The organism is Arthrobacter sp. BE255, from assembly GCF_031457335.1.
Taxonomy (GTDB): domain Bacteria; phylum Actinomycetota; class Actinomycetes; order Actinomycetales; family Micrococcaceae; genus Arthrobacter.
This window is the reverse complement of sequence record NZ_JAVDWK010000004.1, coordinates 108,761-135,089: the sequence shown is the minus strand read 5'-3', so window position 1 is coordinate 135,089 and position 26,329 is coordinate 108,761. Positions and strand designations below refer to the sequence as shown.

Sequence of the window (26,329 nt, the reverse complement as noted above, 5' to 3'; positions counted from 1 at the left end):
CGGAGAGCATGAACGCGCGCGGGGGCAACAACAGCCCGCTGGTGTCAGCCGGGCTCGTGACGATCGCCGTCTATGTTTGCCTGTGCTACCTAGTCCAAGCCTTGGCGAGCTCTGTAGTCGGCTGGCGCTGCGGCACCACGCCAGCGTCGCCCTTCAGTCCGGCAGCCGCCGTCGGACTTCTTGCCGGTCGAATCGATTGGATTGTCCGCCCGGTTGACGGCTGCGGTGTCACGACCGCGGACGTCTGGCTGTTGGCAGCTCCCGTTCTGGTCATCCTAAGTGCGCTCGCGATTGGCTCCATTCTGGTTTGGCGACGATGGAAACAGTCGGGCGCGTGGCTGCGCCTGGACATCTTGAATCGTGACGGCATCGCCCGCCGTGCCGAGATTCTTCACGATTTCGGTGCGCGGGCCGTCAGGAAACGGGGGAGGTTCACCAGACCTGGGCTGGCAAAACCAAGCATCCAGGACGTCTCGTGGACGCTGGGGACGTCCCGCGGAGTAACGATTCACGTCTCCACGGAAGAATCTATGGTCATCCAAGGCGCCCCCCGCTCTGGCAAGGGCCTGTACGTGATCATCAACGCCATCCTCGATGCGCCCGGTGCAGTGGTGACGACCTCAACGCGTGCCGACAACCTGGTGGTCACCATGCAGGCGCGTGCTGTTGGCGGCAGACCAGTGACGGTGTTCGATCCGCAGGGAATGTCGGGGCTGCCGTCCACTCTTCGCTGGTCACCCGTGCGCGGATGCGACGACCCGGACATCGCCACGCGCCGTGCCTTGGTCATCACGGCTGACACCGAGATGAAGGGCGAGAACGCAGCATGGCAAAAGCGCTCGCTGATCGTCCTCCAATGTCTCCTCCACGCCGCGGCGATAAGCGGTGACGGTGTGCGCGCTTTCCGGCGCTGGTCCTCAAGCCCCGTGCTGGCCTGGGAAGCTCTCGAGGTGCTTGGCAATCCAAGGGCTGCGCTGGGTTGGCAGGCAGACCTCATGGGAATCATTGAGGACGATCCTCGGAACACGTCCAACTCGTGGATCGGTGTATCGGCAGCTGTAGCGCCGCTGTCGTCGCCCAAGGTCTTGGCCGCCCTCGACCCGCAGGACGCCTCCGAAGAGTTCGATCCGAAGGCGTTCATCCGCGAACGCGGCACCCTCTACTTGATTGGCACCCGGGCAGGAGCCGCTGCGGCGGGCCCATACCTCTCTGCGCTGATCGATGACATCGACAATGCTGCCCGGGAAATGGCCTTTGTGGCGCCCGGCGGCCGACTCGATCCGCCTTTGTCACTCATCCTCGACGAGATTGCCAACTTGGCACCCTGGCCAGGTCTTCCGGTAGCGCTGTCAGACGGCGGTGGCATCGGCATTTCCACACTGGTGGTTCTCCAGTCACTGTCCCAAGCCCGCACGGGCTGGTCGATCGACGAAGCCGCCACCATCTGGGACTCGGCCATTATTAAGGTGATTTTTGGGGGCGGCTCGGACGAACGGGACCTCCGCTCCCTTGCCGGGCTGCTGGGGGAGCGCAGCCTGATATTGAATACCCGGTCCTGGTCCAACCAAGGCCGGCAGGACGGTGAGCAGATCCGGGAAAGCCCTGTTATCCGCCTGGATGAGATCCGTCGTCTGCCAACGGGGACTGCCCTGATGCTTGGCAGGCGTACCAGGCCGATCCTCCTGGACCTCCGTGAATGGCACAAACGCAAGGATGCGGCTGAGCTGGGGCGTTCCAAAGCGGAACTTGAACGGGTGCTGGCTGAAGGTCATCGGTTACGTCAGCAGCGAATCGAGGAGACGGACGATGAGCACTGATGAGGATGAGGAACGCTTCGAAATCCCGTCCATCGGATCGGACGATGACGACCTGACGGCTCAGCTCTTCCGCTCGGCATTTCGGCCGCCGGGAGGAGCCAACGGTATTACCTATCGATGGCGGGACTTGGAGCCCCAGCAGGCGGAGGGCGCCTGGCAAGCGTTGGCTGCATGGGTCAGGTGGTTGGTCGCCACTTACAAGCTCACGACGTCGGTCGTCCCCGAGTGCTGGTGGCGGCACTCTGAGATTGTGGCTGAGCTCTATGCCCTCCAGAGGGCAGAACTCGCCTCGTACACCCCGGACGACTCGGGCTTTGGCCCGCTTGCGTTCCACGAGCGGCTGCCTCACGCCGTCGAGCGTTTGAGGACGCACTGCCGGGCAGCTGGGTGCGTCGGCCTCCAGGCGCATAAGGAGCCTACCGTTCGCCTGCTGACGACGGAGGAGTCGGAGTTCCGTGAGTGGCAGCGTAGCCACCACCAACTTGAGGCGGATTTCTGACGTCATGCGGTTCCCCGCGGCTTCGACATGAATAGGTAACTGTTCCTAGCGGATCCGAGAAGCGTGGAGGGTTGCTGTCGTGGCACCGACGTCTGAGTTAGCGGGTGATTCCGTGCCCCTTACTTCTGGGCCCCAACTGGGCGAGCTCAGCAAGAAGGGGACGACACCCGAAGAGCGCATTGCCGTACTGACGCAAGGACTTCACGCGATGCTCGAATCGGCAGTTGAGTCTCCGGACCAGTGGCAGGTCCTGCTTGATGCGTCCGCCACCCTGTGGCGATACTCGGGCGGCAACGTCGCTTTACTCATGATGCAGATGGCTCAACGTGGAACCCAGGAGCCGACGCTTGTGGCCGGGTACCGGGAGTGGGAGCGCCACGGCCGCGCGGTACTGAAGGGCGAACACGCCTTGTGGGTCATCGCGCCTCGAACAGCCCGGGTGCAAGAGATCACGATGCCCGATGGCACCCGGCAGCGCTTTCCGATTGGTGGCGCTGTGCCCAAGGACGCTCTCAGCGACGAGAAGAAGTCAGTAGTGACCGGTTGGCGCGGCCAGGCGGTTTTCGATGTGTCACAAACGAGGGGCCGGCCACTTTTGGTGCCCCGCGGAGAAACCCACTCGGAGGCTACGAGCCAGAAACTGTGGGACGCGTTGGCCCTTGTTGCCCGAAAGCATGGTTTCGAGCTGCACGAATCTGGTGCTCAGCACGGGCTCGCCAGTGGCTTTACGGATTTCGCACAGCGACGCATAGAAGTGGGCATGTGGATGAACATCGAAGAGCGGGTTGCGGTCCTTGCACACGAGTTGGGGCATGTCATGCTTCACGGTCCTGACGACAAGACGGGAAGGCTCTACGGGAGCAGCGCGGACCATCGAGGTCTTGCAGAAGTCGAAGCCGAATCCGTCGCTTACACGGTTCTGAAGGCCCACGGCATCGACCGCGGGGAACAGTCGGGGCTGTACCTGTGGGGATGGGCCGAATCAGTCATCCAGACTCAGCGCGCCGCCTTCGAACAGGACATGTACAGCCTGCACCCGATGTCCCGCGTGGATGTTGCCAAGTCGGTTCTCGGCCGGGTGACGGCGGCGACCAAGGGGATTCTCGAAATCACTCAGCCGCCGGGATTCGGAGGCAAACTCGCGACCACGGAACGCGATCCGAAGGCCACGCCGACGGCGGGCTATGCGGGCCCCGGGCCGTCGCCCGGGGCGGTCGACGGCCCAGAGATGGCTGGGCCGTGACTCCGAACGCGAGCGTTGTCGAGCGGGAAGGGCCCGCTTGCACAGGAAAGGAAACAACAAAAATGGGCACCAAGATTCCAATTAGCATCACCGGCAACCTCGTCGCGGATCCGGAACTCACCATCAGCGAAAGCGGCGTCGCACATGCCAAATTACGCGTCGCTGTGAACCAGCGAATCCAGGGGACCGACGGCACTTGGCGCGATGGCGAACCCGTCTTCCACAACGTCTCCGCTTTCCGGGCGCTGGCAGAGAACGTGGCGAACTCGTTGAAGAAGGGAGACCCCGTCCATGTGGCCGGAGAGCTTGAATTCCGCGCCTACGACAAGGACGGTGAGCGGCGCGAGTCTCGCCGCATCATTGCCGAGACCATCGGCCCGGACCTTCGTTTCGGGATTACGGTCTACCAGCGCTCCACCCACCCATCGCCTCGTCCCGATGCTGAAGTCCACGCGGACCCTCACGCCTCCGTCACCGGCTTGTCCTCGGTGCCGTCCTACATTGTTTCTACGAAGAGCCCGGTGGTAGTGCCCCCTTTTGGCCCGGCAACGGGGAATGAGATGAGTTGGTAAAGGATCCAAGGTGACCGAGTGTGTCCTCAAAACGCCGCCCAGTTGGCGGCAGGAAGCATCGCCATACAAGCTGGATCGCGCTCGCGTACTCGGGATCCTTATAGGTGGGGCCGGTTCTGTCGGCCAGCTTACGGGACTTTTTTCTAGTACTCATGGCGACAGCATTTCAAGGGAGACCCGAGCCACTTGGGGGACGATGCCCGAGCCGCGCCAAACGGGGGCGCTTCAGTCCGTTGCTGCCTGTTGTAGCGGTCCTTGGCAGCGCGTGCGGCGGGTTCCTGTTCCGCGATTACTGGCTGGTGTCCAGATCAGGCAGCGGGAAGCCCGCATGATTTAGCCGACAACTGCGCCTCCTCAGCCAGGGCGGGATGTTTCGATGTCGAGTCTCCCCCTCCGCAGGATTCCTGTCACGCTATTTGCTGGCACGAAGTCATCCCGGCGAAGGTGGAGCGCCACGGCTGTCAGAAGTGAGACGGCATCATTGAGGTTGTCGAACGAGGCAACGCGGGCGGCAGGTTCGCTCTCACGACGCGCTATGGCATGCTCCATGGCTAGGAGCCGCATAAGCGCTGGCCAGTACGAGAGCTCCTCGACTAGGGCCGTATCTTCCGTTTCCACCCGCCATCGAGTAAGGGCCTTACCCAAGTGGGGCGCCGCCGCCTCCACGGCTTTCAGATCCACGCTTGCCACCTCCACCATGTGGGCAGCGGCAGATATGACGTCGGCCCGGATATCCATCATCCTTAACTTATCCGCCTCCTGGCGCTGTTCATCTAACCGCTCCTGCATGCCGGCGCGCTGAATCTCTAGCGCCTCATCGTCGCGTTCTCGCTGCAACTTGCAGGCACTTTCAGCAAGGGTGGATTGGTGCGCATTGGTCCTGGTTACGACCAGCAAGGCCACGACGACGCTAACGGCAGCCGCGACTCCAGCGCCTATCACACCGCTCCATATTTGCATCCACCAGTCTTCAGATATCCCCAGCCACATTCCCGCGTCATAGAACAGGCCCGCCCGCAGTTTGGGGAACAGGTAGGAACACCGCGCAGAAGTAGGCTAAGGAACACGTCAGCGCTGGGGCTGACATCGTCAGGATCAGTGGGGGGAAAATATTGAAGAAGGCAGCAGTAGCAGTGATGGCCGGCGCGTTGGTATTGGGTCTGACATCATGCGGCTCTCCGGTTGAGAAGGACGCGACCTATGGGACTGTGGAAGAGCTAGGACGTGCCGTGAAAACCGTTGTGGAAGTTGACTGCGGAAAGGGTACCGGTAAATCAGCCGAGAACGGCTGGGACCAGGACACGTGCGGAGACCGAGCAATTATCGGCGTATTCACAAATGACGCCACGCAGCGCGAAGTGAAAGCAAAAAACCCGACCGATGCGGATTCCGTCATAGTAGAGGGCCCCAATTGGATAGTCTGGGCGGCCGGCGGCCGTGAGAACGACATCAAAGAGAAGCTCGGCGGCACCATTGTCAAGGCCCCGACGCTGTTTACAGGCCACATCGAATTCCACGTGACCTCTCCATTGAAACCAGGCATTCAGAAGCTCAAGCCAGGAACCAAGATGGAGTGCAATGTCTCGCCTAACAGCCTGATGAAGGATCTCTCCGGCGACAGCAAAGCCACGATAACCACAGCCTCAAAGCTGGTCCTCACGGGGGGGATCGTCTCCGGGAAGCTAGACGGCGAAACCTGTATTCTCAGTTACGAGGTTCCGAAGATCCCGGGTGAGGACAGCCCCTATGAAGTGATGGTCGGATACCGTACGGCGGATCCCGTCTCTCAGAACGAATTGACCCGAGGCGTTGGACTTCAGTTCGGTTCAAAATAGGGCGGCATTCTTGAGGCATCGACGATGGAGCCCCACCCTATGATGCTCTCTATGGGTGAAGAAGAGACGACCGATGATAGCCACGTGTTCAGACTTCCGGAGAAAACTGGGGACGGTATGTCTTTCGAACGGTTCGCAGAGATTGAGAAGGCAGACAGGGATGGAAGTCCGCTGGATGTCAGCGAGGAGGAACGAGCCAACTACGAAGACGAGCGCGCCTCGTTGCTTGAAACGGTGGGCCGTTGCCGAGAATCTTTGACAGGCACATACAAGGCGGCGTTTCAGAAGTTAGGCAGGATAACGGTACCGGAGAGGGCCCCCCTTGCAACGCCCGCGGCTGACATCACGAGGAACAGTGCAGTCGAGGCCATGCGTCGAAACATCGAGAGCATCGCCTCCTACTCGTCGAGTATCAGTCAGGACACGCTGGACAATATGGCTGAGGCGAAACAGTTGGAACACGAGCGCGAAGAGCGCAACAGCGAGAACATTGAGCTCACGGCCGAGGTTATGCGCGACATGCTAGCCACAATGCATGCACAAGCCGTCGTCGCGGAAGCCCGCGACAGGGAAGCCAAAAGCGCGGCCGCAAAGAACTACTGGGTGGCGCTGGGCTCGCTCTTCTTTGCGGCACTGGCCGTCGTAGCCCCGTTCGTCATTGAAGCCTTCAAGGGCTGGGACTAGGGCAGCGGCCGACGCGCGTCCCTGCCGAGCTTCGGGATCGGGCTGACTGACCTGAACTAGACCGACTTCCAGGCGAACGACGACGGCCTTTAATGTGGGATATGCAGGGATTCCTGGAGCTAGTCACGGCGGCGCCTCCAAATGGGTGGTCTTCAACGGTATGGGAATGGCACGGAACTATGCGGAGGCCCTTAGCCTTCCTGAGGCCAGGTATGGATTGCAGGTCTGGAGGATAGGGGAGAGCCGGGCGTTCGTGGTTACTAACTCGTCGGGGCAGAACGGGGCCGTCGAGTGGTTGGTCTCGGCGGGCGAGCACGTCGCTCAAGGCCGCAGCTAAAAGATGGCGTTGACCTGGGGATGTCGTATCCCCGGTTTATGCTGATGGTCTATGCCTTGGCCGATTCCAGCCAACGGGCCTCATTGGGGAAGGCTTCAGAAGCGTGACCAGACCGATACGTCCAAGCTTTGACACCTGTGATACCTTGAAAGTGGTTGTTCAGTTATGACTGAACACGGACACTGCAAGCGTTTATTGCCGGACTGCGACACAGTTCTGGCAATGATTCGTAGATCGGGGGCGTGCGATGCCGAGGAGTTCTTGGGCGGTCTGGATCTACGGTTTCGGGCGAGATACTTTCGGTACTTCGAACGTTTGCGGGACCACCACAACATCAAGAGCCCGGAGAACCTGAGGCATCTCGACAAGCGCGACGACGTCGATGTCTTCGAGCTTAAAGCGGACAATTACCGGCTGTATATGGTCCGCCACCAAGTAACTTGGTACGCAACTCACGGGCGGAAAAAACCGGCGAATAGTCGGGTGAACACGGAGATCCAGAAGGCCATTAATATCTTCTGGGAGTGGAACGGGAACTGAAAGGAAGAGGCGCTATGGAGACGTCAAACGTCTTTCCTGTGGGGGACGCCGCATTTGGGGCGGTTTACGCCGAGGAAGCCGCGATGGTGGATGCCAGTGAGCTGATTGCCCTCGCGATGGAGAAAGCGAACGTCGGGCGATCCGAGCTCGGCAGAATGCTGAAAATTTCCCGCAGCGAGGTCACGGCCAGACTTGCGGGAGACCGCAACATCACGGTCCGGAACCTTGCAAAAACCCTCCATGTTCTTGGCGCACGTCTTGTTCTCGACATCGAAGTCGAAGAGCCGGCCAGCGCTCCTTCCCGCGGGCAACTGATCCGTAACGCTTACATCAATAGCGGCGGACCGCGGAGTGCGCACGTCCATGAGCGACACCAGGACGTGGATCAGCTCAAGAAGCTGGTTCAGCCGCGACCATGAGTACCTTTAACAAGGCCTTCATTCTCGTAGACCCGAAGGTACTCAGCATTGAAGCACATTCCTACCATGATGCCGAGGAGCATCTACAGTGGGATGCTTCGTACTCCAGGGATGAAGTAGCTGACGACGGACGGGTGGTCATTGGGACTCTGCACGGCGCGACCAAGGAAGCCGGATTCACGGTTACCATCGGTTCGCTGTTCCTAAACACCGGTGTCGTTGACACTGCCGCGGATTACGCCATTGCGGTGGAAGGTTCGGAAGCGTTAGAAACCCTTTACGACTTCTGTCGCCATCAAGCGGCCGCAGTTGTGGGCATGCTTGGGCTGACGGAAAAGTTCGACATTCCTTGGAAGGCTCCTGAAATCGAAGTATCCATTCTTGAGGAGCGCGAGAGTGCGAGCAATGACGCTCAAGGCGAGGACCACGACAGGACATCGGATGACACTGCTCACGCTTTGGGCGAGCAGGTCAGCAAAACGAAGTGACCGAGAGTAAGGGTCCCGCCGTCCCAATTATGTTGTGAACTGCTCCCCGGAAGTTGGACTGAGAAATTCAGTTCCGACTCTCGGGGAGCAGTTTTATGCATGCACGTAGTTCGTTATCGGGGGATCAGCGCGAGGCCGCTGTAGCGTGGTTGGAGAAAGGCATCGCGGACAGTGCGGCGGCGAGGGTTCTGGGCGTGTCTCGCGGACCGGTCAAGCTTCTCTATCGGCGGTGGAAGATCCATGGTCGAGGAGCGCCTGTGGGTAAGTCGAGGAGACTGGCGTTTCCTGGGCCACCTGTCCGCGTATGGCTCATAATGGCTCGACAGGGGGCAATGAGTCTCCGCTCGTTGGCCTGCGGGGGCGAGTCTGAACCAGGTTCGCCCAGGGCCTTTGCTTCGGGGGACCGGGTCACGGCACACCCATCGTTGTTTGACAGGACAATGACGGGTTTGCCTTCCGGTGACGGGTCGAACGCCCGCTCCGCGGACGCGTAGAAGCAGTTCACATCCACGTGCACTATCTGCGGCATCCGCCGCATCACAGCCGGCCTAGACATCATCACTCCCTCATTCGAATATACGTTCGATTCGGCAGTGAGCCTAAGGGAAGGCACTGACAACGCCTGCCAAGGGCCACGATATGCATGGCGCGGCGCTAGGCCATCAGGGCGGTGTTACCGCTGGGCCTGCTCTGGGAACGTTCGCAGTCGACTCACCGGGTGCTTAGGCGGAGCCCATGCCAGCAGATCGGAGGCCCGTATGTAGTACGTCTGTGGCCACGGCTGACCAGGACTGACTTGGGCGGGATCCGGAGTCATTAGTACAACGGATCCGGGCCAGATCGGATCGGGCGTCGCTTCGATCCAAGCCCGCTGAATGTGGTCGAAGCGGTTCCAGTTGACGGTGATCCAGGACCCGGTAGGCTCCAGGGCGTCAACGCTGAGCACTGTGATTTCGGTTGTCGTCCGGTGACTGCTGCGTGCGTCGTCGAAGTAGTGCCACTTCTCGCCGGCGTCCACCATCCATTTGCGACGCCGGCGGATACGTGCCAGCCAAATTGAACCTAACGTTCCCGCAACCACGAGCAGGGCAAGGCAGCCGACCATCAGAATCTCAGGGGACGCCCCGCGGATCAGGGCGACCAGTAAGTAAGCAACCGCAATGAGATACACCACGCTGGTCAGTACCAGTGCGGGGGTCGCCAATTTTGGCCTGATGACTGGGTTCGTGCTCATGATTGCCTACTGCTGTCCAGTTTAGAGCTGCCAGCCGACATTACTAAGGCTTGAATCGCTGATGTCGAGCTCCTCTGACCAGGCTCCGATCTGCAGCGGGGCGACCGAGGATTGGTGACTCGCCTGGGACATGCGTCGTTCGATTTCTGTCCGCTGCAGTCTCTGTTCCCACTCGTAGTCGGGAGGCACGGGTCCCAGCGGCAGCGGGGAGTGGTCAATGCCCCACCGATCTCTGAAGATCGCGACCGTGCGAATGAGGCTGTTCGCGTCTTCCGGTCCTGCTGGCCCTATGAACGTCAGGAGATCACGCTTCCACTCCGTCTCCGACGTCACCGCTGCTGTCACGACGGCCTCGGATCTGCGCCGCATCCGGTTGGTTACCTGGCTGATCATGGCAGCCAAATCCGGGCGGTCCGTGCGAAGCGTCTCGGGTAGTACTGGATAGCCAGCCGACGGCAAACCCGACAATAAGCTGCGGAGCCGGGAGTGGATGACGGACGTTAGGTCTCGAGCAGGCGCGCCGGAATCCAGCGCTTCGACGACAAGACGCTGTGCGCTTGGACGGCTTGCAGCACTGCTGCGGCGCCAAGCGGTGACGGTTGCACCCCATGACGGTGATTGCTGGAGCTCGCCGATCCGCCCCGGCGCACAAGACTGGAGGAGCTTAGCCAAGTCCTCACCGGCTGCGATCTGGGCAAGGTAGTCGTACTCGGCGCTGAGCCGTTCCAGGCTGTCGGCCTTGGAAAGTTCTGCAGCCCGGACCTCATGGGCGGTCCGTTCGGCGCCTTCAGCGGCCAAAACTTCACCGATTATCTCTCGCCATGACGGTTGCACGGACGGGTCCAGGGCATCGTGATCGAAGGGATCGTTCTCGCTGATGTAGGCGTAATTGCCCTCCCTGCCCCGGGTCATGCTCACATACAGCAGTTCACGCGTAAGTCGCCCGCGCGTTACCACGGTGTGGCCGCTATCCACTGTGAGGCCTTGCGAACGATGTGCCGTCGTCGCGTAACCCAACTCAAGTGAGGACGAGACGTAATGGTGCGGCAGCGTCACCGCCGCCCCGTTGTCCCGGCGGACTGCTACAAGAGAGCCACCCCGGTCGGTAACGCGGACGACGTCGAGCATGGTTCCGTTCCGCACGAAGTCGCCGTTTGTGTCCCAGATGGTTCGGTCGTTCTGCCGGGCGATGACGGTGTCACCCCGGCTAGCCTTCAGCCCGTCACTAAGCAGAACAGCGTGCTCGGCGTCGACAACACCTTGGACCACCAGATCCGCCTGGGCGCGTTCGTTGAGCATGCTGACCGTGTCGTTGTCAGCGGCGATGAGGATGGACGATTTCCCCGACCTGACATCAGACTGCCAGTTCCCGTAGGCCTGGTCGACCATGTTCAGATAAACGCCGTGCCGGATGCGACCGCGCTGATCGTATGCGGCGATGGCCTCAAGGTCTCCCGACCGGAGCTTCAGCGATGCATCCCGTTCCCATTCCTGTTCGAACCGCCAGATGGTACTGAGCCTCGCGGTCTTTCCCTGCCGGTCCAGCCAGCCGAGAACGCCGCCCGCGTCGATGGCATCCAGTTGGGCAGGATCGCCCACTAATAGGATTTTGGCCCCAGCGTCTTGTGCTTGGTGCACGAGCGCGGCGAGTTGAAGCGTCGACACCATGGACGCTTCGTCAACCACAACGAGCTGGTTCGGGTGGAAATGCCACCTGTTCTGTTCAGCGGCCAATCGAGCGGTCTCCTGTGCGAGCCGGGTTCGCCGCAGGCTTTGAGGATTCACCTCGAAGACGAGTTGGCGCTCCAGATCGAAGAACCGTGCGGCTCGTTGGCTGGCCGCATTCCCGACGGACTCATACAACCACTTCGCAACGTTCTCCGTAACCATGGCCAGTTCCCTTCCAAGCACTTCGGCGCTCGCCGCCGCTGGCGCCAATCCCACGACACTTCCGCGGCCGAACTCTGACTCCCAAGCGGCCTTCACGGCACCGAGGGTGGTGGTTTTGCCCGTGCCTGCCGGGCCTACGACGGCGTCGAGTCGGTTTCCGCTTAGCAGAACCTTGGCAGCGGCGACCCGTTGGTCGGCGTGCAGTTCGAAGCGGCCGTTGTGCAGGTAGGAGTCGAGTGAATCCATGGTGACTGGGGCACTCACGGCAGGTCCGCCGTCGTGATTCCTGGCCTCCATGACCACCTCCTCACACGCAAGGGTCGCCGCGTCGGTGTAGAGCCGCAAGCCATGGAAATCAAACACGCTCTGCTGCCCACGGCGCAGATCGGGTGCCGCATTCGCGTCGACGCTGTACCGGTATTCGTTGAGCGGAACTGACTGACGCTCAGCGGCGCTCGCAATGGAGCAGATCAGGCGGTTTCGATCCTCGGGCGTCAGGCACCGGATTTCGGCGCAGACACGCTCGGCCTCGGCGAGCAGATTCCAGCGGTTCCAAGTGGAGCGTTTCGCCGCCACACGATCCTTGACGATTGTGGCCACGGTATCGGTCCAATTTGTGGTGAAGTCATAGCTGCGGAAAGGGGACGTTCGTGAGCGTCGAATTGTTTCATTGAGGACGCGGCTGGGGTTGTAACCCAGCCTCATGGCGCGCGCCTGCCACTGCCTGGAGAGCATGTGGAGCGGTGTGACAGCCTCCGTTTTCGGCGCCCGGGTTGAGAGCGTCGCCTGCTGCCTGAGCTTCACGATCGTCGTGGCCGTTGGGTGCCTGCCATGCTCACTAGCCCATATGGCCACAAGACGGTCCGTTTCTACGTCGATCAGCCGCGAGCGGTTCGAGAATTCTCGGATCAGTGCTTCGTCGACCCCGCTGAGCTGCTGGCTTGGATTATGAGTGTTGGCGGCTGGCGCACGGATCTCGGTGTCTGTGCCGATGCTCCGCTGGAGAGCATCGAAGAGGAGACCGTTGTAATGCTCGCTCGCCGCGACCGCCGCCTTGTACAGGGTCCGTGAGTCCAGGGTGACCCAGGCTTCGTCGGTGATGCGCTGGACACGGTTGGCGATGACCAAGTGAGTGTGCAGCTGCGGGTCTCCTGCGCGAGACTCCCAGTGGTCAAAGGCCGCAGCGATTGCCCCGTACGTGCCGATGTGGGCTACACCGTTGCGGCCGGCCCGTGTATGGATGACGAACTCTTCGAGCCACTTGAGGGTGGCTTCGACGGCTTCGTGATGTGTATCCAGGATCTGGTCCTGCACCGTTCGGTGGCTCAGGGCCCAAAGGACGGAGACTGATTTTGGAACGCTAAAGGTCAGGTCGAATCCGACGACGGCACGACGTTTGGCTGTTTGGCTCACGTTGGATTGCGCGATGGTGGGTTGTCCGTAGGTTCGGCCTAGAGGGGCCCCGGTATCGGGGTGGACAGCGTGGTCGAAGAGGGCTTTGGCGTCCGCCTCCGTGACGGTGTCCCCCGATGCGCGGTCGATGCCGCTGAGGCCAGAACCCAACCACCTGCCCGGCGGGGTTCCTGCTTTCATGTAGTACGTGGTGGCGTCGGTGGGAGTCACCTGCAGGTCATCCATCATGGTTGTCTTGAAGAGATACTTCAGGCCCGACTGCGCCGAGAGTCTGGCTATGGACATGGTCATGGCCGCAGGGCTTCCGCTCTGCGCTTCTGTGAGATCCAACCGCGGCGGCGGAGAATCTCGACGGTCCCTGGGTCGAGTGGGAGGCTCTTGGCCTTGGTGACAGCGAGCAGCCTGGCCGCGACGTGGGCCAGATCCTTGATGTTGATTCGCTGTGCCCGCTTGAGATGAGCCAGTTCCCCTTGCAGACTGCTGATACGGGCCTGCTGCTCGGCGTTCACAGCTTCAGCATGCTCGAGGTCCAGCGACTGGGATCTGAGTCTTGTTTGCAGGTCATCAATGGCAGGTTGGCAGCGTCTGGTTGCTGCTTCGCGATAGCGCCCGCGGGTGCGTGGTTCAGTAGTGCTGAGGGAAGCGGGCTCAGTCTCGGAGGTTCCGAGGGCAACGGCTAGGGGGATGGATCGCCCCGCCAGTAGCTGCTTCTTCTGCCGGCGCCGGCGGTCGCGCTGTCTGTTGGCGCACCGCGTACTGCAGAACCGCTGTCCATTGCGGGACGCGTCGAATGCTGTACGGCATTCCTCGCAAGTCTTTTTCTTCACGCTCGTTCATCAGCGGTTTCGACGGCGCCGACATGACTTGGCGTGAGCGACTGCCCACGGCGCTCGCCTTGGATGCCAGAGGTGTGAGAGCGCTTTGGGGCCTGGCTGCGGGGACAGAGCGGGCCGGAAAGGCGGAGTCGGCGGAGGCCGCTGGTGCAGACGGCTATGTGCGGGGGGAGAAAAGGTGCCGAGGCACCATGGGGAGTTGACGGGCAACGGGGATGCAAAAGAACCGCCGACGCGAAGTCGGCGGTTCTTGGATATGTTCTTGACTGATTTCTACTTCATGAGGCTTCGAGACCGCTGGGGCCGAATGCCTTGTTCTTGTCGGTGCTCCATGAGGGAAGCATTCCGCAGCCGACCATCTGGTCGCTGAGCCTTGCCAGTCGATACGAGGGGTCCGCTTCGAGGGCGAGTTGCATGAACTGATGGGCTTTGCTGCCTCGGCCCTCCCACCAGTTGATGTATCCGATGGTTGTCAGCAGGGCGGCCGAGTGTTCGGAACTGCAGTGGGTGTAGGCGTGCAGCAGCAACTGCTGGGCCCACTCAACCCTCGACCACTGCGGCTTACCCTGAGTCTGACCCAGCAGGACCAACTCGAGCGGCTCATCGAGTCCGGGGATGTCCGCCATGAGTCTGTCGCGGAGAGCCACGAATTGGAAGTTGGCGATCAGGGTCACCGTTTCGTCGTCCGTTGGGTAGCTCTCGCCCTCCAGCATTGAGCGCCAGAGGCTCCGGGCCTGATCCATGGCTTCGTGGCCAGGCAGTTTTCGAATTGCCTCGATCTGATCAGAAACTGCGTCTCTCGCGATGGTTTCCTTGGACGGGGCGGGCAGGGTGATCGCGCTTGAACCGATAGTGCTGCCGCGATAGACGAACTCCGCATTGATAGCGCTTGACTGCGTCGCCGCCAAAGGCATTGAAGGGATGTTCAGTTGGTTGCTGTCGTAGGGAAGGCAGGCGTCGTCGCCGACCAGCAATCCGTCCCGGATGGAGAGTCCGCATTCGGCCAAAGCACCAGTCAGCGCCGCCACCGTCTTTGCATGAGGTTTTTCGTGGCCTGGGCGCCACGGCTCTGACGTGTACACAGCAAATAGGACGCTCTCGGCATTCACATCACTCTTGACGTATTCGGCGACGATTCGCGCATACTGGAGGCGACCGCCGTCGTTCTTGGGTAGATCCACCCGCAGGGTGGCACCAATGATTCGCTGCTTGTTCAGCGTGACGCAGACCAGACTTTCCTTGGGCCAGAAACCAAGAGCGTGGCCAATGAAGCTGAGAGCATCAGCGGGAGTTTTGATAGCGAGTGTTTCCATTTCCTGTTCCTCCGGCTCAGCGCGAGCCGTGAGCCCGGGCTTTGGATGAATGGGCATCCTGAAAACGGCAGTCGCTGGTCAGGAAGCTGTGTCCCGTTGGACAGCGAACGTGGATTATCAAAATGACAAAGCAAAATTGCTTCCCGACAATTCATGGCGAAATTGGAAGTTGGCGGCATGACGGACGCCGAATTCTGTTGTCAGAAACCTACGGCCACATCCGAATGGCTTGCAGCAGTAAGACTCTTGGAAGGCAATCGCTTTTGCTCTGGACATGTCCAGAGCCAGAGAGGTTCAATAGTAGTTACGACGTTCCTGCGCCCCTGGACCGCTCGACGTCGGGTCGGTCGCCTCACCTGGCCGGCAGATGCGATGACGGGATGGCAATGGAAAATCCTTCATTCGTCGTGAATGCAACGCCAGCGAACAATGCGGCGCTGGCATTCAATTCGCTTCGGCTGCCGGCGCATCTCACGCTCGAGCGGCTGGTCGCGGTAGTCGAGTCGATCCGCAATCGTCCCATAACCATCGATGTTGCCGATGGACTCAATGGCGGTACCGTCTGCGGGCTGTGGCTCTCAACAGACACGAAGGAAATCATCCTCCATGCCGCGACTCCATCGGCGCTTCATCGCCAGCAATTCGTTCTCCACGAGCTGGGCCACATGGTCCTGCGGCACGATGAGGTAGGCGTTCCGAAAGACTATGCCAGCATCCTCTTTCCTGACATTCCCGAGGCGATGGTCAGGCGGGTCCTGATGCGGAGCAGTTTTGTCGATCAGGTGGAGGCAGCAGCCGAGACTTTGGCGGATCTCTTTGCAGCCGCCATCAGGGACAGCACGGTTGAACCCCGATCGTTCGAGAGAGTCTTCGGATGATCCAGACCATTGCGGCCGCCGTCATCTGGGGATTGGTCCTGTGCCTGCTGCCAGGGGTGAGACGCCGAAGCGACCACAGCATCCTCGCGGCAGCTGTGACCATAGCTACCGCACTCACTCTCAACATCGATCCCGTGTATGTCGCCGGCGATGCGGTCCTGGGTGGTCGAAACGTGTTGGACCTGTGCTCCAACACGCTCATGGTCGTCGGAATCTACTTCTTGTCGAGGGCGATCCTCCACGCTGCCGATCCCAGCGAATCGCCCGCTACGCCGGACAGATTCGGTTTGACCGTCCTGGGCTTGGTGGTCGTGGCTCTCATGATGACCTTCAGCTTGATAGATGCTCCCCGAACGTCGACCAGCTTCATGCTGGACTACGGCGGGCAGTGGATTGCGGCCGTCTATTCTGCGGTGCAGTTTGTGTATATTGGCGTAGTTGTGGGCGTGACGGGCTATACGTGCTTCAGGTTCCGTGGAGATATGAGCCGGCCTTACTTCCGCATCGCATTCACGCTGATTGGTGTGGGCTGCGCGCTCGCGGTGGTGGTGGTCTTGGCAGTCCTGGGGATGGACATCTTCCATCTGCTCGGCGACCTGGATTCGATGCGTGCCTTATCGGTGGTTTACGACGGCGCAGTGATTGGAGCCATGACCTTTCTCTGTGCAGGGCTGGCACTCCCGCCGGTCGCCCGCCGTTTTGCCCGAAGGAGCGAGGCGAAAACTGAGTCCGTTCTGGTCAGCGGGCTCACGGAGGTTTGGGAAAAGACCACTGGTACCCGAACGGAGGTTCGGCTTGATTCAGGTGCAAGCAATGCCGACCAGCGTGACTCCGCGAGATGGCGCCTTCATAGGATGCTCGTAGAGACCCAAGATGCGCTGCTGGTAGATCCAGCGCTTGGTAAGTTATTGAGCAATCGAGACGTTCAGGTGCTGGCACGAGCCGAGGAGTACCTGGCGGCGCGCCAACGGGTAGATCCGCATAGAAGGCTAGGGGACATCGAAAGGAGGACGGCAATTCGTGGCAGACACGGCCGACGAACCTCGGGAGACGCCACAAGCCCGGCTCGCCCGCAAGCTCAACCTCCTGCTTGACCTGTTCGAATCCCAGGGCTCAGAACCGCTGACGTATCCGCAGATCAGCCAGCACATGGCACAGCGTGGGACGCCGTTGTCGCGCTCGCGGTGGGCCTATATGCGCAGTGGAGACAGGTCCTTGGCCACGGATGCAGCCTTGCTCCGGAATCTCGCAGAGTTCTTCGGCGTCGACTCCAACTATCTGCTGGACGAAACCAACGAAGTTCCAGACCTCGTCGATGCCCAACTTCAGCTCCTGCGCACAATGCGGGAAGCTCGGGTGCGAAGCTTTGCGGCGAGGCAACTCCAGGGCATCTCGCCGGAAACTTTGGTGCAACTCCGAAAGGTAATCGATGAGCGGTTGGGCGGTGGGGGAGACGACGGCGGTTCGTAGGGTCCTGGTGGGATTGACGGCAATTGCCGGAATCGCAGCGTCGGCAGCGTTCCTCGGTGCCGCTTACTTCGCTCGCCAGGTTGTGGTGCCCAAGACCACGCGGAAGGAGGACCTGCCCATCCGGCGGGTCTTCTTCGGTGCTGACGGAGCGCTGTTGGTGGAGCTGCCAGCGTCGCCGCAGACATCCGCGACGGGGCGATACAGCATTTGGTTTGCGAACGGCACTGGGCATGCTTGCGTCGGGCCTGTGGTAGCCAGAGATCCTGACGCCGGTACAGTGACGCGAGTTGTTGAGCGCGTCGACGCGGGGGATCTTCGGGGTGCGACGGCAGGGATCTGGAGTGCCTATGTTTTTTCCAAACCGGACCAGCTGGGATTGCCGTACAGTGATGTCGAGATACCCGTGGAGGGCGGCGTAGCGCCGGCCTGGAAGTTCGAAGCGGCGGAGGCATCGGCAGAGCCGAATGCCTGGGCAATTCATATTCACGGAATGGGCGGAAAGCGGTCCGGCGCCCTTCGCGGAGTGCCGGTGGCTGTGCGCTGCGGCTACACATCGTTGGTTGTCTCGTTCCGGAATGATGGGGAAGCACCACCGTCAACCGATGGTCGGTATAATCTCGGGCAGTCAGAATGGCGGGACGTTGAGGCCGCCGTTCAGTATGCCGTCGACAACGGGTCTCAGAAGATTGTGCTGTTCGGATGGTCACTTGGGGGCTCCATCGCCTTGCGTGTTGCCGACCAATCCGCCCACTCGAAGCGAATTTCGGGGATGGTCTTAGACGCGCCTGTATTTGACTGGGTTAGGACGCTGACCGAAAACGCCAGTGCCAGCGGACTACCGCGTTCAATTGCGTCGCTTGGCCTGCGTATGCTGCAATCACCGATTATGGGCTTCGTTACTGGGTTGCAGGATCCCATCAACTTCGCGCACATGGATTGGCTGAAGCGGGCCGAAGCGATCAAGAACCCCACGCTCGTGCTGCATGGAGATGGCGATCCATCAACACCATTTCAAGTGTCACAGCTCATCGCCGGTCTGCGCCCCGACCTACTCCGTCTCGTTCCTTTCGACTCCGTGGGGCATTCTCAGGAGTGGAATGTGGATCCCGCGCGATGGGAGAGCGCTGTAGTCGCGTTGCTGGACTCGAAGTATGCCGTGGGAGTTTGAGTCCAAGGAAAAGCTTCCCGGCGAAGTCCATGCGCTGAGGCATCATTGGGTTCCGGCGGTCTTGAGATGCGTTTCGGCGTCGGCTGTGGACTCGGGGCGTTTTCCCCGATCGGCCGACCAAAGTGTCAGGTTGGAGTATCAGGGATGTGGCTCGTGGCCCGACCGCGTCAATGAATGTGAATGAGACCCTAACCTGACAATCCCGAGACAGGCATCCTGACGTCAGGTTGGGGTGTACTTGAATTCACCCTGGAGGAGCGCAGGGCCGTTATTCGTTGATGACCGATATGCGCCGTTGTGCACTCATGTGGGCGTTGGGATTTCTAGATGATTGGATGCAGCTTCGCCTGCAGCACCGATGATGCCTGCTTCGTTGCAAAGGACTGCAGGCACGATGGGCGTGCAGAGCTTTAGGCTGGGCAGGAAGTCGTGTGACCGCTGCGAGATGCCGCCGCCGATGACCAGTTCGGGGGAGAACAAGAACTCGACGTGGGATAAGCAGCGCTGCAGCACAAAGCTGTATCGTCCCGCGACCTGCCGGCCTTTCCAGGGCAACGGCTGAGGCGCTTCTTCCGGCGTTGTGGCCATCGATTTCCAAGGTGACCCAATTCCGTGTTCGGGACCAGCCCAGAGTGATCACGAGGACGGTGCCGGCAGCGCCGGGCGGATTTCGCCGGAGCCTCTTTGGTTGAGCTCGGAGGGGACAATGTAGGTCCGCGGAGGTTGATCGTCGCCGTCGATTCTGGCCAGGAGCCGTTCGGCTGACTTGACGCCAATCCGCTCCGGGTGTTGAGCGATGACCGTAACCCCGGGGTCCACCATGTCGGCAAGCGTAAAGTCGTCAAAACCGACAAGTGCCACACGCTTGTGTGCGCCGAGCTCCTTCAGCGCGCGCATCGTTCCGAAGGTGACGAGGTTCTGGCTGGAGAAGATTGCCGTCGGAGGATCCTCGGAGCTCAACAGTTCCAGGGCTGCCCGCCTCGCTGCTTCCTCATCATGAAGATCGTCGATGACAGGCAGTGCGGAGGTTGGAATTCCTGCCCCACCGACCTCCTCGAGAAAGCCCCGCCGGCGCTCTCGCGCGGTTTGGATGTCTGTGCGGTCGCCCAGGTAGGCCAACTTGGTGTGTCCGTGCATCAGCAGATGTGCCGCCGCTCTGCCCGCGCCCACTGCGTTGTCAGTGACCACAGCATCAGCCTCAACCCCTACCGGCTCCCGGTCAATAAAGACCATTGGCAGGTTTCTGGAGTGCTCCGGAATCATATAGGCCTGGTTTTTAGCGATCGGTGTCAGGACCAGGCCGTCGACCCGCCTGCCCAGGAAAGCTGCGATGATGGCCTGCTCCCGTTTAGGTTCGTCGTCGAGGCTGGCGGCGAAAACGGCTATTCCCCGGGCGCCAAGAGCATCCTCCATGGCCCGGTGTATCTCACCGCTGAATGGGTCGGAGACGCTGGGCAGCAGGAGGCCAACCGAGAGGTTCCTTCTGCCCGCCCGCCGGAGGCTGCCGGCCGTGACGTCCAGCTGGTAGTTGAGCTGCGCGATGGCATCGAGCACCTTTTGCCGAGTGGCCTCAGACACCCCGGCCTCGTCGTTGATCACGCGGGAAACGGTCTTGATTCCGACACCCGCGAGTGCCGCCACGTGGCGCATCGTGGGTCGCGTCGGGGACAGAGGTGGTTGGTAACGATCGGACATCGCCCGGCCCCTCGTACTTCTCATCGCGGTTGCCTCCAGTCGTGATAGCGGGCTGCATGAAGGCTGCAAGTGCCTTTTCAGGTCATGCCCGTGGTCTACAACTGAGGCTTGTCTGCGCTTGGGTCGATTCGTCTTTCCTGGACCACCCCGCACAGGACGTCTTGGTGGACTTCCACGGTGTATTTGTCAGGGAAGACTTGGGTAACGAGAATGCCCTGCCGGCGTTCTAGTGCTGCTGGAATCAGTCGCTGTACCGCCTGATCTAAGAGCGGACCCAGATCCTGTGGGTCATCGACAAGGACGTCTAGTCTAAATTCGGAGTTGGTTTGGGCTAAGGGCTGGAGCATTGATGCCTTTCGAAGACTGAAAAGCCAAGATGATTCCTTGGGAACTATGCGTCCGCGTTCATCCGGCACGAGGAGTGTCTGCGCGTCAAGACGCCAAGAATGATCCGGCCTAGGACAGGCCGGGCAGCGCAGTGAGATGGTGCTCCCCAGAACCGGCATGGTTCTCGATGCTGACGGCCTTGGTGGCAGGATCCGGAAGATCGATAAGTGCCGTGGGCCTTCGGGGATGGCACCTGCTGAGAGCTGAACTGGTGGGCATATCTGCCTCCTTCATTGGGCAGGAGCGTGGGGTTAGGGGAGCCGTTTCGGGCTGCACATCTCGTGAAGCGGCAGCTGGTGGAGCGGCGTCGTTGCCCATTTTGCGGAGAAGGTGGAATTGATAGGGTCCAGTACGAGGTGGAGGCGGTGCGGAGTTTCAAGGAAGATGACATCAACAGCGATTTTGGAGTCGGTGGTGGTCCCGTCTTCCCCCAGTGCGGGCCCGGCACTTGCTGCGGTGGTCGGTGTGGTCTTCCAGGTTCCGAGGCCGGGTGTGATGATGATGCGTTCGGTTCCCTCAATGAGGGTGAGTTCCCACTGACGAGCGTTCTCGTCGGGCCGGAGTTCGATCCTTACGAGGTGAGGCTGATCGTTTCCTGGCGCTGCTTCGAAAACCTGGGCGCGAGGTGACGGGAGGTGCTCTGCATGTGTTCTAGGGGGCAGAGCCAAGGTGACGAGGCGTTCCACGAGCGCGAGGTCCGCTTTTGGTTGTGCCGATGAGGAGGTGGTGCGGTCGAAAGCCGGGACCAGGTGCTCCCAGGCAAGGGCCAGAACCTTGTCCATGTCCAGGCTCTGGCCGGTGAAAGCAAGCACGGCGTCGTGTTCGGGGAGCACAACGCAGAACTGTCCGTACACGCCGTCGCCGCGGTACCCGTGCCGGGACATCCAGAGCTGGAATCCATAGCCCTGCTGCCAGTCAGGATGATCGAGGGTTTCAGTGCTGACCTGCTTGGACGTTGCTTGATCGATCCACGAGGCTGACAGCAGTTGGCGCCCGTCCCACCTTCCTCTTTGGAGGTAAAACTGGCCCAGACGTGCGATAGCGTCAGTCTGTGCAAACATCCCACTGAAACCAAGTTGACGGCCAGAATCGTCACTGAGCCAAGCTACTTCACCGATTCCAAGCGGATCGAATAAACGGGGCCGTAGGAACTCGACGAGTGATTGACCACTGATTTCCTGAAGGATGGCGGCCAAGGCAAGCGTACAAGGCTGGTTGTAGGCGAAGATGGTTCCGGGATCGCTGTCCTGTGGTGTGAGCAGGAAGCCGCGGAGCGCGTTTGTCGGATCGGTTTGCTGGGCCCGCTCCCAAGTGTCCTCCCGATGGCCGCTCGCCATCGTAAGTACGTGACCCACCTGCAAGGCGCGCATTCGGGGATCGGTTATTTCGTTGTCCAGTTCAGGGAAATGACTGAGTACGGTGTCGTCCAGATTGAGAAGGCCTTCTTCCACGGCGAACCCGATGGCTGTGGACGTGAAGGTTTTGCTGAGCGAATACAACAGTTGGACCCCGTCTTGACTGTAGGGGGCCCACCATCCCTCAGCGATGACGCTGCCGCAGCGTAGAAGCATGATGCTGTGCGGTTCGACATTCGGTGTCGTTTCCAGAGCCTCGATGAAAGATGTGATTCCCTGTGCGTCAACGTTCTTCTGGGACGGGGTGTTTCGTGGGAGCGGCCGGTTCATCTGACGCCTGCTACCTTTCTGGATGGGTGCGGGTTGAGCGGGCTTGATGGCACCGGTGATGAAATCGGCGAAGAACTGTATTCTGCGTTCGCCTTCTGCAAAATCTGCGCCGATTCCCCAGTTCAGGTGCCCATGGATCATGCCCTTGGCAATATGCGTGGTCGAGGCAACTCCAGCGTCCGTGAGCTGCTCTGCGAAGATGACGCTGGACAGGTGCAGCGCGTCATATTCGGCTCCTATCAGCGCCGCCGGTGGCATTCCTTGGAGATCCCCTAGCTAGCCCCGGTGCGGCATAAGCAGGTACAGCGTTGATGGATCCGAGGTAGTTACGGTAGATTTCGATACCCCGACCAGCGAGTTCGCCCAGGAATGGTGGGACCTCGCTCATGTCTGCGGCGGGTCCCGCCGCTGTTGGAATGGGGAAGTGAAATGCGCCGTAGGCGAGGAGCATCCCGTCTGGGATGGTTCTTCCCAGATCGCGTTCGCGCATGCTTGCGGCGGCGGCGAGGTTTGCGCCGGCGCTGCCACCACCAATGAACAGCGGACCGGTGATTCCCAGCTGTTGACGTTCTGCTACAAGCCATTGCCAGGCGGAAGTTACATCGTCCAGGGGAGCCGGGAATACCATCCCGTCCTGGGCAAGTCGGTAGTCCACGGACACCACGAGGGCACCGGTGCGGGCCGCCAGTTCTGCCGAGACGACGTGCGCCTCCGGCCACTCGATGGATCCGTGCTCGAAGCCGCCACCATGCATCCACACGATGCCTGGTCGGGAGGCGGTGGGGGAGTGTCCGTCATAGATCCGAACGCGCACCCCGGTCCCTTCGGTCGGAAGAACCCGTTCGGAGATGGACACATTGTCGGGAACCTCCCACGGACCGGCTACCGCCATGAACTCTTTGTGGAGTTCGGGGTAATCCATGATTTTTCCGGTTATTCCCTCCAGAGGCCGGAGACGGTCTTTGAAGAAGGCATCAAGGGGCATCTTTACGCTTTCGTTGAAGTTGATGTCTCCGAAAGGAAACTTGGGGAGTTGCTCTGTTTGGGGCTACCGGTGTGCTTGGGAAAGAGAGTGCCTCAGGCACGGAGGGTCTTGTGGTTTCACGAGCGTGCCTCGGCTGTTAGAAGTGCCGGCTTGTGATTCAGGAGTGTGATCTCGAGTGGATCAGTTATGCCTCCCAGGAAATCGCCATTGCTGTTCTCTGCACGGAATGCCAGGAGCACCGGCTTCCCGTCGTGGACTATGACCCGGCCGCTGTAGAGGCTGGGGCCGGTGAGGTTAACTGCCTCCTCCAAGCAGATGTCATTACGCGCGGGTGCGATCCAAGTACCGGTTTCCTCCCCAATGTCCTGGCGCTGCTGTGTCAGCGTTGAGACCTGGGTGGAGAACACGATGAATTCGTCCCCATCGATGGTGACCGTCTGCAGCACTTCCAGCTGAGCCAAGCCAGCGCCGGGTTTTGTGATGGGAGGTTGCACGGTCCAGATGCCCAAGTCCGGGGAAGTAGCGTGCCCCACCACTCCACGGTCCATGAGCTCGCCGGCGTTGGCCCGGGCTGTGATCAGCATGTGCCATAGGCCGTCGCTGTCCTGGTACACCCACGGGTCCCGCCATGCCTCTTCGGGCCAGTCAGAGCTGCCCAGTGTTTCGTACCATGTTGGGTCAGCGTGAAGACCGAAGGTAGTGTCCTTCGTCCACTCGTAGAGGTCGACGGACACCGCGGACGCGATCGCTTCGATGTTGCTGTTGTTGTCGGCGCTGAGGAAAGTTGAGCCGGTGTAAAACATTCGCCACAACCCGTTGTGGTCACGGACGACAGACCCTGTCCACGTGGCGGTTGCATCGATTGTTCCGGCCCCTCCTGGCGTAAGGATCGTTCCGTGTTCTGTCCAGTTCGACAAATCCGAGGACGTTGCGTGCCCGACGGTCGCGTTACGGTGCCGTAGTTCGGGGTCGCCAAGCGACTTTGGGGCTTGAAGGTAAAACAGGTGGTGCAGGTCGCCGTCGTGGGCGTGCCAGAAGTCCCAGATCCAGCGGTCTTCAGGATTGAGCATGATGGCCCTTCTTTTTTCGTCGCTGCCCATAAGGACATCGTTCGTTGACATCAGAATGATGTCGCTATTGAGCTATTGAAAGGTGAGCAGCGGGGCGTTGTCTGTCTGACCAAGGTCGTGCTGCCACCCCAGACAACTTCAGAATTAGGCCCGTCGAATGTGAGGGCCGATCACGTGCACAGATTCAACAAAATCAAAGTCCACCGACCGCAACGGGCGGGTCGACGTGCCTTAGGCCTAACTGCCAATCGGTTTGGGGGAACAATGCTCTCCCATGAGACGGTTCAGGAGACGATCGACCGTTTCTGCGCCAAGTCGGGTTGCTGCTCTTTCGTGTTCGAGCTGGCCGTTTGAGTCGATGTAGATGGCTGGCGTGTGGCCCTGCCGGATTTCGGTCGGCAGGCACGTATGCCGGCCCGCGACGACTATCCCGTCGACTCTGCGTTCCAGGAACAGGGTGAGGGTCTTGCCATGTTGTCCATGGTCTTCGCTTGATTCCCCGATCAGCACGGCGTACCCGCGGCGCGTGGCGGCCTGAATAACAGCGCTGGTGAAAGAGGCGAAGATCGGGAGGTTTTGAACAGGGACTGCGAGGCCGATGGTCATTGTCCGCCCGCCGGCGAGTGATCCTGCCACCCGATTGTGCCTATAGCCAATCTGCCTGATGGCTTGCTCAACCCGTGCTCTCGTTGATGGGTTGACTGGCACTTTCCCGCTCAGAACTCGCGATACCGTCGCCCCAGATACGCCGGCGATGTCAGCGACGTCATTCATAGTTGCTGTGGGTTGCCTTTGATCTGAACTCCAGGACAGCAGAGGCTTCCGTCGTTTCACGGGGTCATTTCTTTATGCGTTGAAACGGTGCAGAGTGTCGAGCGCTTCTTTGTGCCAGGCTCGGGCGGACGATGGTTCAAGGAAAGGATCCAGCGGCATTGTTCCTCGTCAGGATGATTGGGTGGGTACAGGCACGGCCTGAAGCGAAAGTCAGACTGATTCGACCGGCAAAGGCTCCCATCCTGGCGGATGATCTGGTCGGTATAGAGGCCGCTTATTTGACGGCGCCTTGCATCAGGGCCTTGATGAAGTGCCGTTGGAAGATCAGGAAGATCAGCAGCGAGGGAAGCATGATCAGCAGAGAACCGGCGCATAGAAGAACGAAGTCCGTGCTGCGCTCGGCTTTGAAAGCTCCAAGCGCACCGGCCATGGTCCGCTTCGTGGGGTCGTTGACCATGACTATCGCCAGCAGGAACTGATTCCATGTCCAGATGAAGTAGAGAACACTGAGCGATGCCCACGCGGGAATGGCCAAAGGAAGATGAATGCGGCGGAAAACCTGCCATACATTGGCGCCATCCAGTTGTGCTGATTCGGAAAGCTCTTTGGAGGCGTTAAGGAAGTTCGCTCTCATCCAGAAGACCCCGAAGGGCATCAGAAGTGCCATCTGCGGCAGGATTATGGACCACTGGCTGCCCACGAGTCCCATGCCTTTTAGCTGATAAAACAGCGGCGTGATGATGGCTTCCATCGGTAAGGTGAGGCCAAGGAGGAAAAGTACCGTGAAAAATCTTTCTCCAGGGATCTGTAGGTGGGCCAGACCGTAGCCGGCGAGAGTTGCGATGAGCACCGCGGCGGGCACGGTGGCGATGACGATGAAGGTCGACGACTGCGCCAGCGCTAGGAAATTGGATGTTTCGAAGGCCGTGGCAAAGTTTTCCCAATGCGCTTCACGGGGGAACGAGAGTCCCGCAGGGAGTGATCCCTGCGGTTGAAGGGCGGTGAAAAGCATGCTCAGGAGCGGCAGTATCGTCACGACCATCATGAGCAGAAGGATCAGGTTCCCTGGCAGCCGGGTTGAGCTTTTTGTGTTCAGCATT

The 26,329-nt window shown here is 60.4% G+C and carries 25 protein-coding genes and 3 pseudogenes; 13 read left to right on the top strand and 15 right to left on the bottom strand.

What is annotated here, in order from left to right; all coding sequences use genetic code 11:
- Window positions 1-8 precede the first annotated feature (8 nt).
- The 4 genes from J2X42_RS09380 (at window position 9) to J2X42_RS09365 (ending at window position 4,131) form a co-directional block, all read left to right on the top strand.
- Window positions 9-1,817: a TraM recognition domain-containing protein gene (locus tag J2X42_RS09380; protein WP_310164501.1), complete on the top strand. Its 1,809-nt coding sequence runs from the start codon at window positions 9-11 to the stop codon at window positions 1,815-1,817.
- Window positions 1,807-2,316: a hypothetical protein gene (locus J2X42_RS09375; RefSeq protein WP_310164499.1), complete on the top strand. Its 510-nt coding sequence runs from the start codon at window positions 1,807-1,809 to the stop codon at window positions 2,314-2,316. Before J2X42_RS09380 ends, J2X42_RS09375 begins: the two co-directional genes overlap by 11 nt.
- Window positions 2,317-2,524: 208 nt before the next feature.
- On the top strand, window positions 2,525-3,559 hold the full coding sequence (locus tag J2X42_RS09370) for an ArdC-like ssDNA-binding domain-containing protein (RefSeq protein WP_310164497.1): 1,035 nt from the start codon (window positions 2,525-2,527) through the stop codon (window positions 3,557-3,559).
- A 62-nt stretch (window positions 3,560-3,621) separates the two neighbouring features.
- Window positions 3,622-4,131: a single-stranded DNA-binding protein gene (locus J2X42_RS09365; RefSeq protein WP_310164496.1), complete on the top strand. Its 510-nt coding sequence runs from the start codon at window positions 3,622-3,624 to the stop codon at window positions 4,129-4,131.
- A gap of 354 nt (window positions 4,132-4,485) precedes the next feature.
- Here J2X42_RS09365 and J2X42_RS09360 read toward each other — a convergent pair whose 3' ends face one another.
- Window positions 4,486-4,968 (bottom strand): hypothetical protein, encoded by a 483-nt coding sequence (locus tag J2X42_RS09360; protein ID WP_310164495.1) that lies wholly within the window; start codon window positions 4,966-4,968, stop codon window positions 4,486-4,488.
- 275 nt (window positions 4,969-5,243) lie between these two features.
- Between J2X42_RS09360 and J2X42_RS09355 the strand changes: the two genes are divergently transcribed.
- From J2X42_RS09355 to J2X42_RS09335, 5 genes are all read left to right on the top strand, one after another.
- A complete protein-coding gene (locus J2X42_RS09355; protein WP_310164494.1) occupies window positions 5,244-5,966 on the top strand; it encodes a hypothetical protein in 723 nt (240 codons plus the stop codon).
- Window positions 5,967-6,017: 51 nt separating this feature from the next.
- Window positions 6,018-6,650 carry a hypothetical protein gene (locus J2X42_RS09350; protein WP_310164492.1) on the top strand — a complete coding sequence of 211 codons (633 nt, stop codon included), beginning with the start codon at window positions 6,018-6,020 and terminating at the stop codon, window positions 6,648-6,650.
- Between the two features lie 502 nt (window positions 6,651-7,152).
- On the top strand, window positions 7,153-7,527 hold the full coding sequence (locus tag J2X42_RS09345) for a hypothetical protein (protein WP_310164490.1): 375 nt from the start codon (window positions 7,153-7,155) through the stop codon (window positions 7,525-7,527).
- A 14-nt stretch (window positions 7,528-7,541) separates the two neighbouring features.
- Entirely contained in the window at window positions 7,542-7,946 is a 405-nt protein-coding gene (locus tag J2X42_RS09340) for a helix-turn-helix transcriptional regulator (RefSeq protein ID WP_310164488.1), read from the top strand.
- Complete coding sequence (locus J2X42_RS09335; RefSeq protein ID WP_310164486.1) at window positions 7,943-8,434, top strand: hypothetical protein; 492 nt, start codon at window positions 7,943-7,945, stop codon at window positions 8,432-8,434. The genes J2X42_RS09340 and J2X42_RS09335 overlap by 4 nt, the downstream gene beginning before the upstream one ends.
- A 296-nt stretch (window positions 8,435-8,730) precedes the next feature.
- Here J2X42_RS09335 and J2X42_RS09330 read toward each other — a convergent pair.
- The 5 genes and pseudogenes from J2X42_RS09330 to J2X42_RS09310 form a co-directional block, all read right to left on the bottom strand.
- A pseudogene (locus tag J2X42_RS09330) lies at window positions 8,731-8,990 on the bottom strand (DNA polymerase V subunit UmuC); the annotation flags it as partial.
- Window positions 8,991-9,107: 117 nt separating this feature from the next.
- A complete protein-coding gene (locus J2X42_RS09325) occupies window positions 9,108-9,668 on the bottom strand; it encodes a hypothetical protein (protein ID WP_310164484.1) in 561 nt (186 codons plus the stop codon).
- Window positions 9,669-9,689: 21 nt separating this feature from the next.
- Window positions 9,690-13,262 (bottom strand): MobF family relaxase, encoded by a 3,573-nt coding sequence (gene mobF, locus J2X42_RS09320; RefSeq protein WP_310164481.1) that lies wholly within the window; start codon window positions 13,260-13,262, stop codon window positions 9,690-9,692.
- Complete coding sequence (locus J2X42_RS09315) at window positions 13,259-13,480, bottom strand: hypothetical protein (protein WP_310164479.1); 222 nt, start codon at window positions 13,478-13,480, stop codon at window positions 13,259-13,261. Before J2X42_RS09315 ends, mobF begins: the two co-directional genes overlap by 4 nt.
- A 602-nt stretch (window positions 13,481-14,082) precedes the next feature.
- Window positions 14,083-15,117 (bottom strand): DUF4192 domain-containing protein, encoded by a 1,035-nt coding sequence (locus tag J2X42_RS09310; RefSeq protein WP_310164477.1) that lies wholly within the window; start codon window positions 15,115-15,117, stop codon window positions 14,083-14,085.
- A 380-nt stretch (window positions 15,118-15,497) separates the two neighbouring features.
- Here J2X42_RS09310 and J2X42_RS09305 point away from each other — a divergent pair, with 380 nt between their 5' ends.
- From J2X42_RS09305 to J2X42_RS09290, 4 genes are read left to right on the top strand one after another with little or no spacing between them, the layout of a single operon-like run.
- The gene (locus J2X42_RS09305) at window positions 15,498-15,995 is read left to right on the top strand and encodes a hypothetical protein (protein ID WP_310164475.1); all 498 of its coding nucleotides are present in this window, start codon (window positions 15,498-15,500) and stop codon (window positions 15,993-15,995) included.
- Complete coding sequence (locus tag J2X42_RS09300; RefSeq protein ID WP_310164473.1) at window positions 15,992-17,089, top strand: hypothetical protein; 1,098 nt, start codon at window positions 15,992-15,994, stop codon at window positions 17,087-17,089. Before J2X42_RS09305 ends, J2X42_RS09300 begins: the two co-directional genes overlap by 4 nt.
- Window positions 17,016-17,465 carry a hypothetical protein gene (locus J2X42_RS09295; protein ID WP_310164471.1) on the top strand — a complete coding sequence of 150 codons (450 nt, stop codon included), beginning with the start codon at window positions 17,016-17,018 and terminating at the stop codon, window positions 17,463-17,465. Before J2X42_RS09300 ends, J2X42_RS09295 begins: the two co-directional genes overlap by 74 nt.
- A gap of 13 nt (window positions 17,466-17,478) precedes the next feature.
- Window positions 17,479-18,633, top strand: coding sequence for an alpha/beta fold hydrolase (locus J2X42_RS09290; protein WP_310164469.1), 1,155 nt, complete (start codon window positions 17,479-17,481; stop codon window positions 18,631-18,633).
- A gap of 303 nt (window positions 18,634-18,936) precedes the next feature.
- Here the strand turns inward: J2X42_RS09290 and J2X42_RS09285 are convergent.
- The 9 genes and pseudogenes from J2X42_RS09285 to J2X42_RS09250 all read right to left on the bottom strand — a co-directional run.
- A pseudogene (locus J2X42_RS09285) lies at window positions 18,937-19,259 on the bottom strand (ROK family protein); the annotation flags it as partial.
- 10 nt (window positions 19,260-19,269) lie between these two features.
- Window positions 19,270-20,283, bottom strand: coding sequence for a LacI family DNA-binding transcriptional regulator (locus tag J2X42_RS09280; protein ID WP_310164808.1), 1,014 nt, complete (start codon window positions 20,281-20,283; stop codon window positions 19,270-19,272).
- Between the two features lie 501 nt (window positions 20,284-20,784).
- Window positions 20,785-20,934 carry a hypothetical protein gene (locus J2X42_RS09275; protein WP_310164468.1) on the bottom strand — a complete coding sequence of 50 codons (150 nt, stop codon included), beginning with the start codon at window positions 20,932-20,934 and terminating at the stop codon, window positions 20,785-20,787.
- 32 nt (window positions 20,935-20,966) lie between these two features.
- On the bottom strand, window positions 20,967-22,658 hold the full coding sequence (locus J2X42_RS09270) for a serine hydrolase (RefSeq protein ID WP_310164467.1): 1,692 nt from the start codon (window positions 22,656-22,658) through the stop codon (window positions 20,967-20,969).
- Entirely contained in the window at window positions 22,624-23,322 is a 699-nt protein-coding gene (locus tag J2X42_RS09265; protein ID WP_310164465.1) for an alpha/beta hydrolase, read from the bottom strand. The genes J2X42_RS09270 and J2X42_RS09265 overlap by 35 nt, the downstream gene beginning before the upstream one ends.
- A gap of 179 nt (window positions 23,323-23,501) precedes the next feature.
- Window positions 23,502-24,485, bottom strand: coding sequence for a glycosyl hydrolase family 32 (locus J2X42_RS09260; protein WP_310164463.1), 984 nt, complete (start codon window positions 24,483-24,485; stop codon window positions 23,502-23,504).
- 207 nt (window positions 24,486-24,692) lie between these two features.
- Window positions 24,693-25,061: a hypothetical protein gene (locus J2X42_RS09255; protein WP_310164461.1), complete on the bottom strand. Its 369-nt coding sequence runs from the start codon at window positions 25,059-25,061 to the stop codon at window positions 24,693-24,695.
- 45 nt (window positions 25,062-25,106) lie between these two features.
- Window positions 25,107-25,229, bottom strand: a pseudogene (locus tag J2X42_RS23380) (LacI family DNA-binding transcriptional regulator); the annotation flags it as partial.
- A 274-nt stretch (window positions 25,230-25,503) separates the two neighbouring features.
- Window positions 25,504-26,328: a carbohydrate ABC transporter permease gene (locus tag J2X42_RS09250; protein WP_310164459.1), complete on the bottom strand. Its 825-nt coding sequence runs from the start codon at window positions 26,326-26,328 to the stop codon at window positions 25,504-25,506.
- Window position 26,329: the final 1 nt, after the last annotated feature.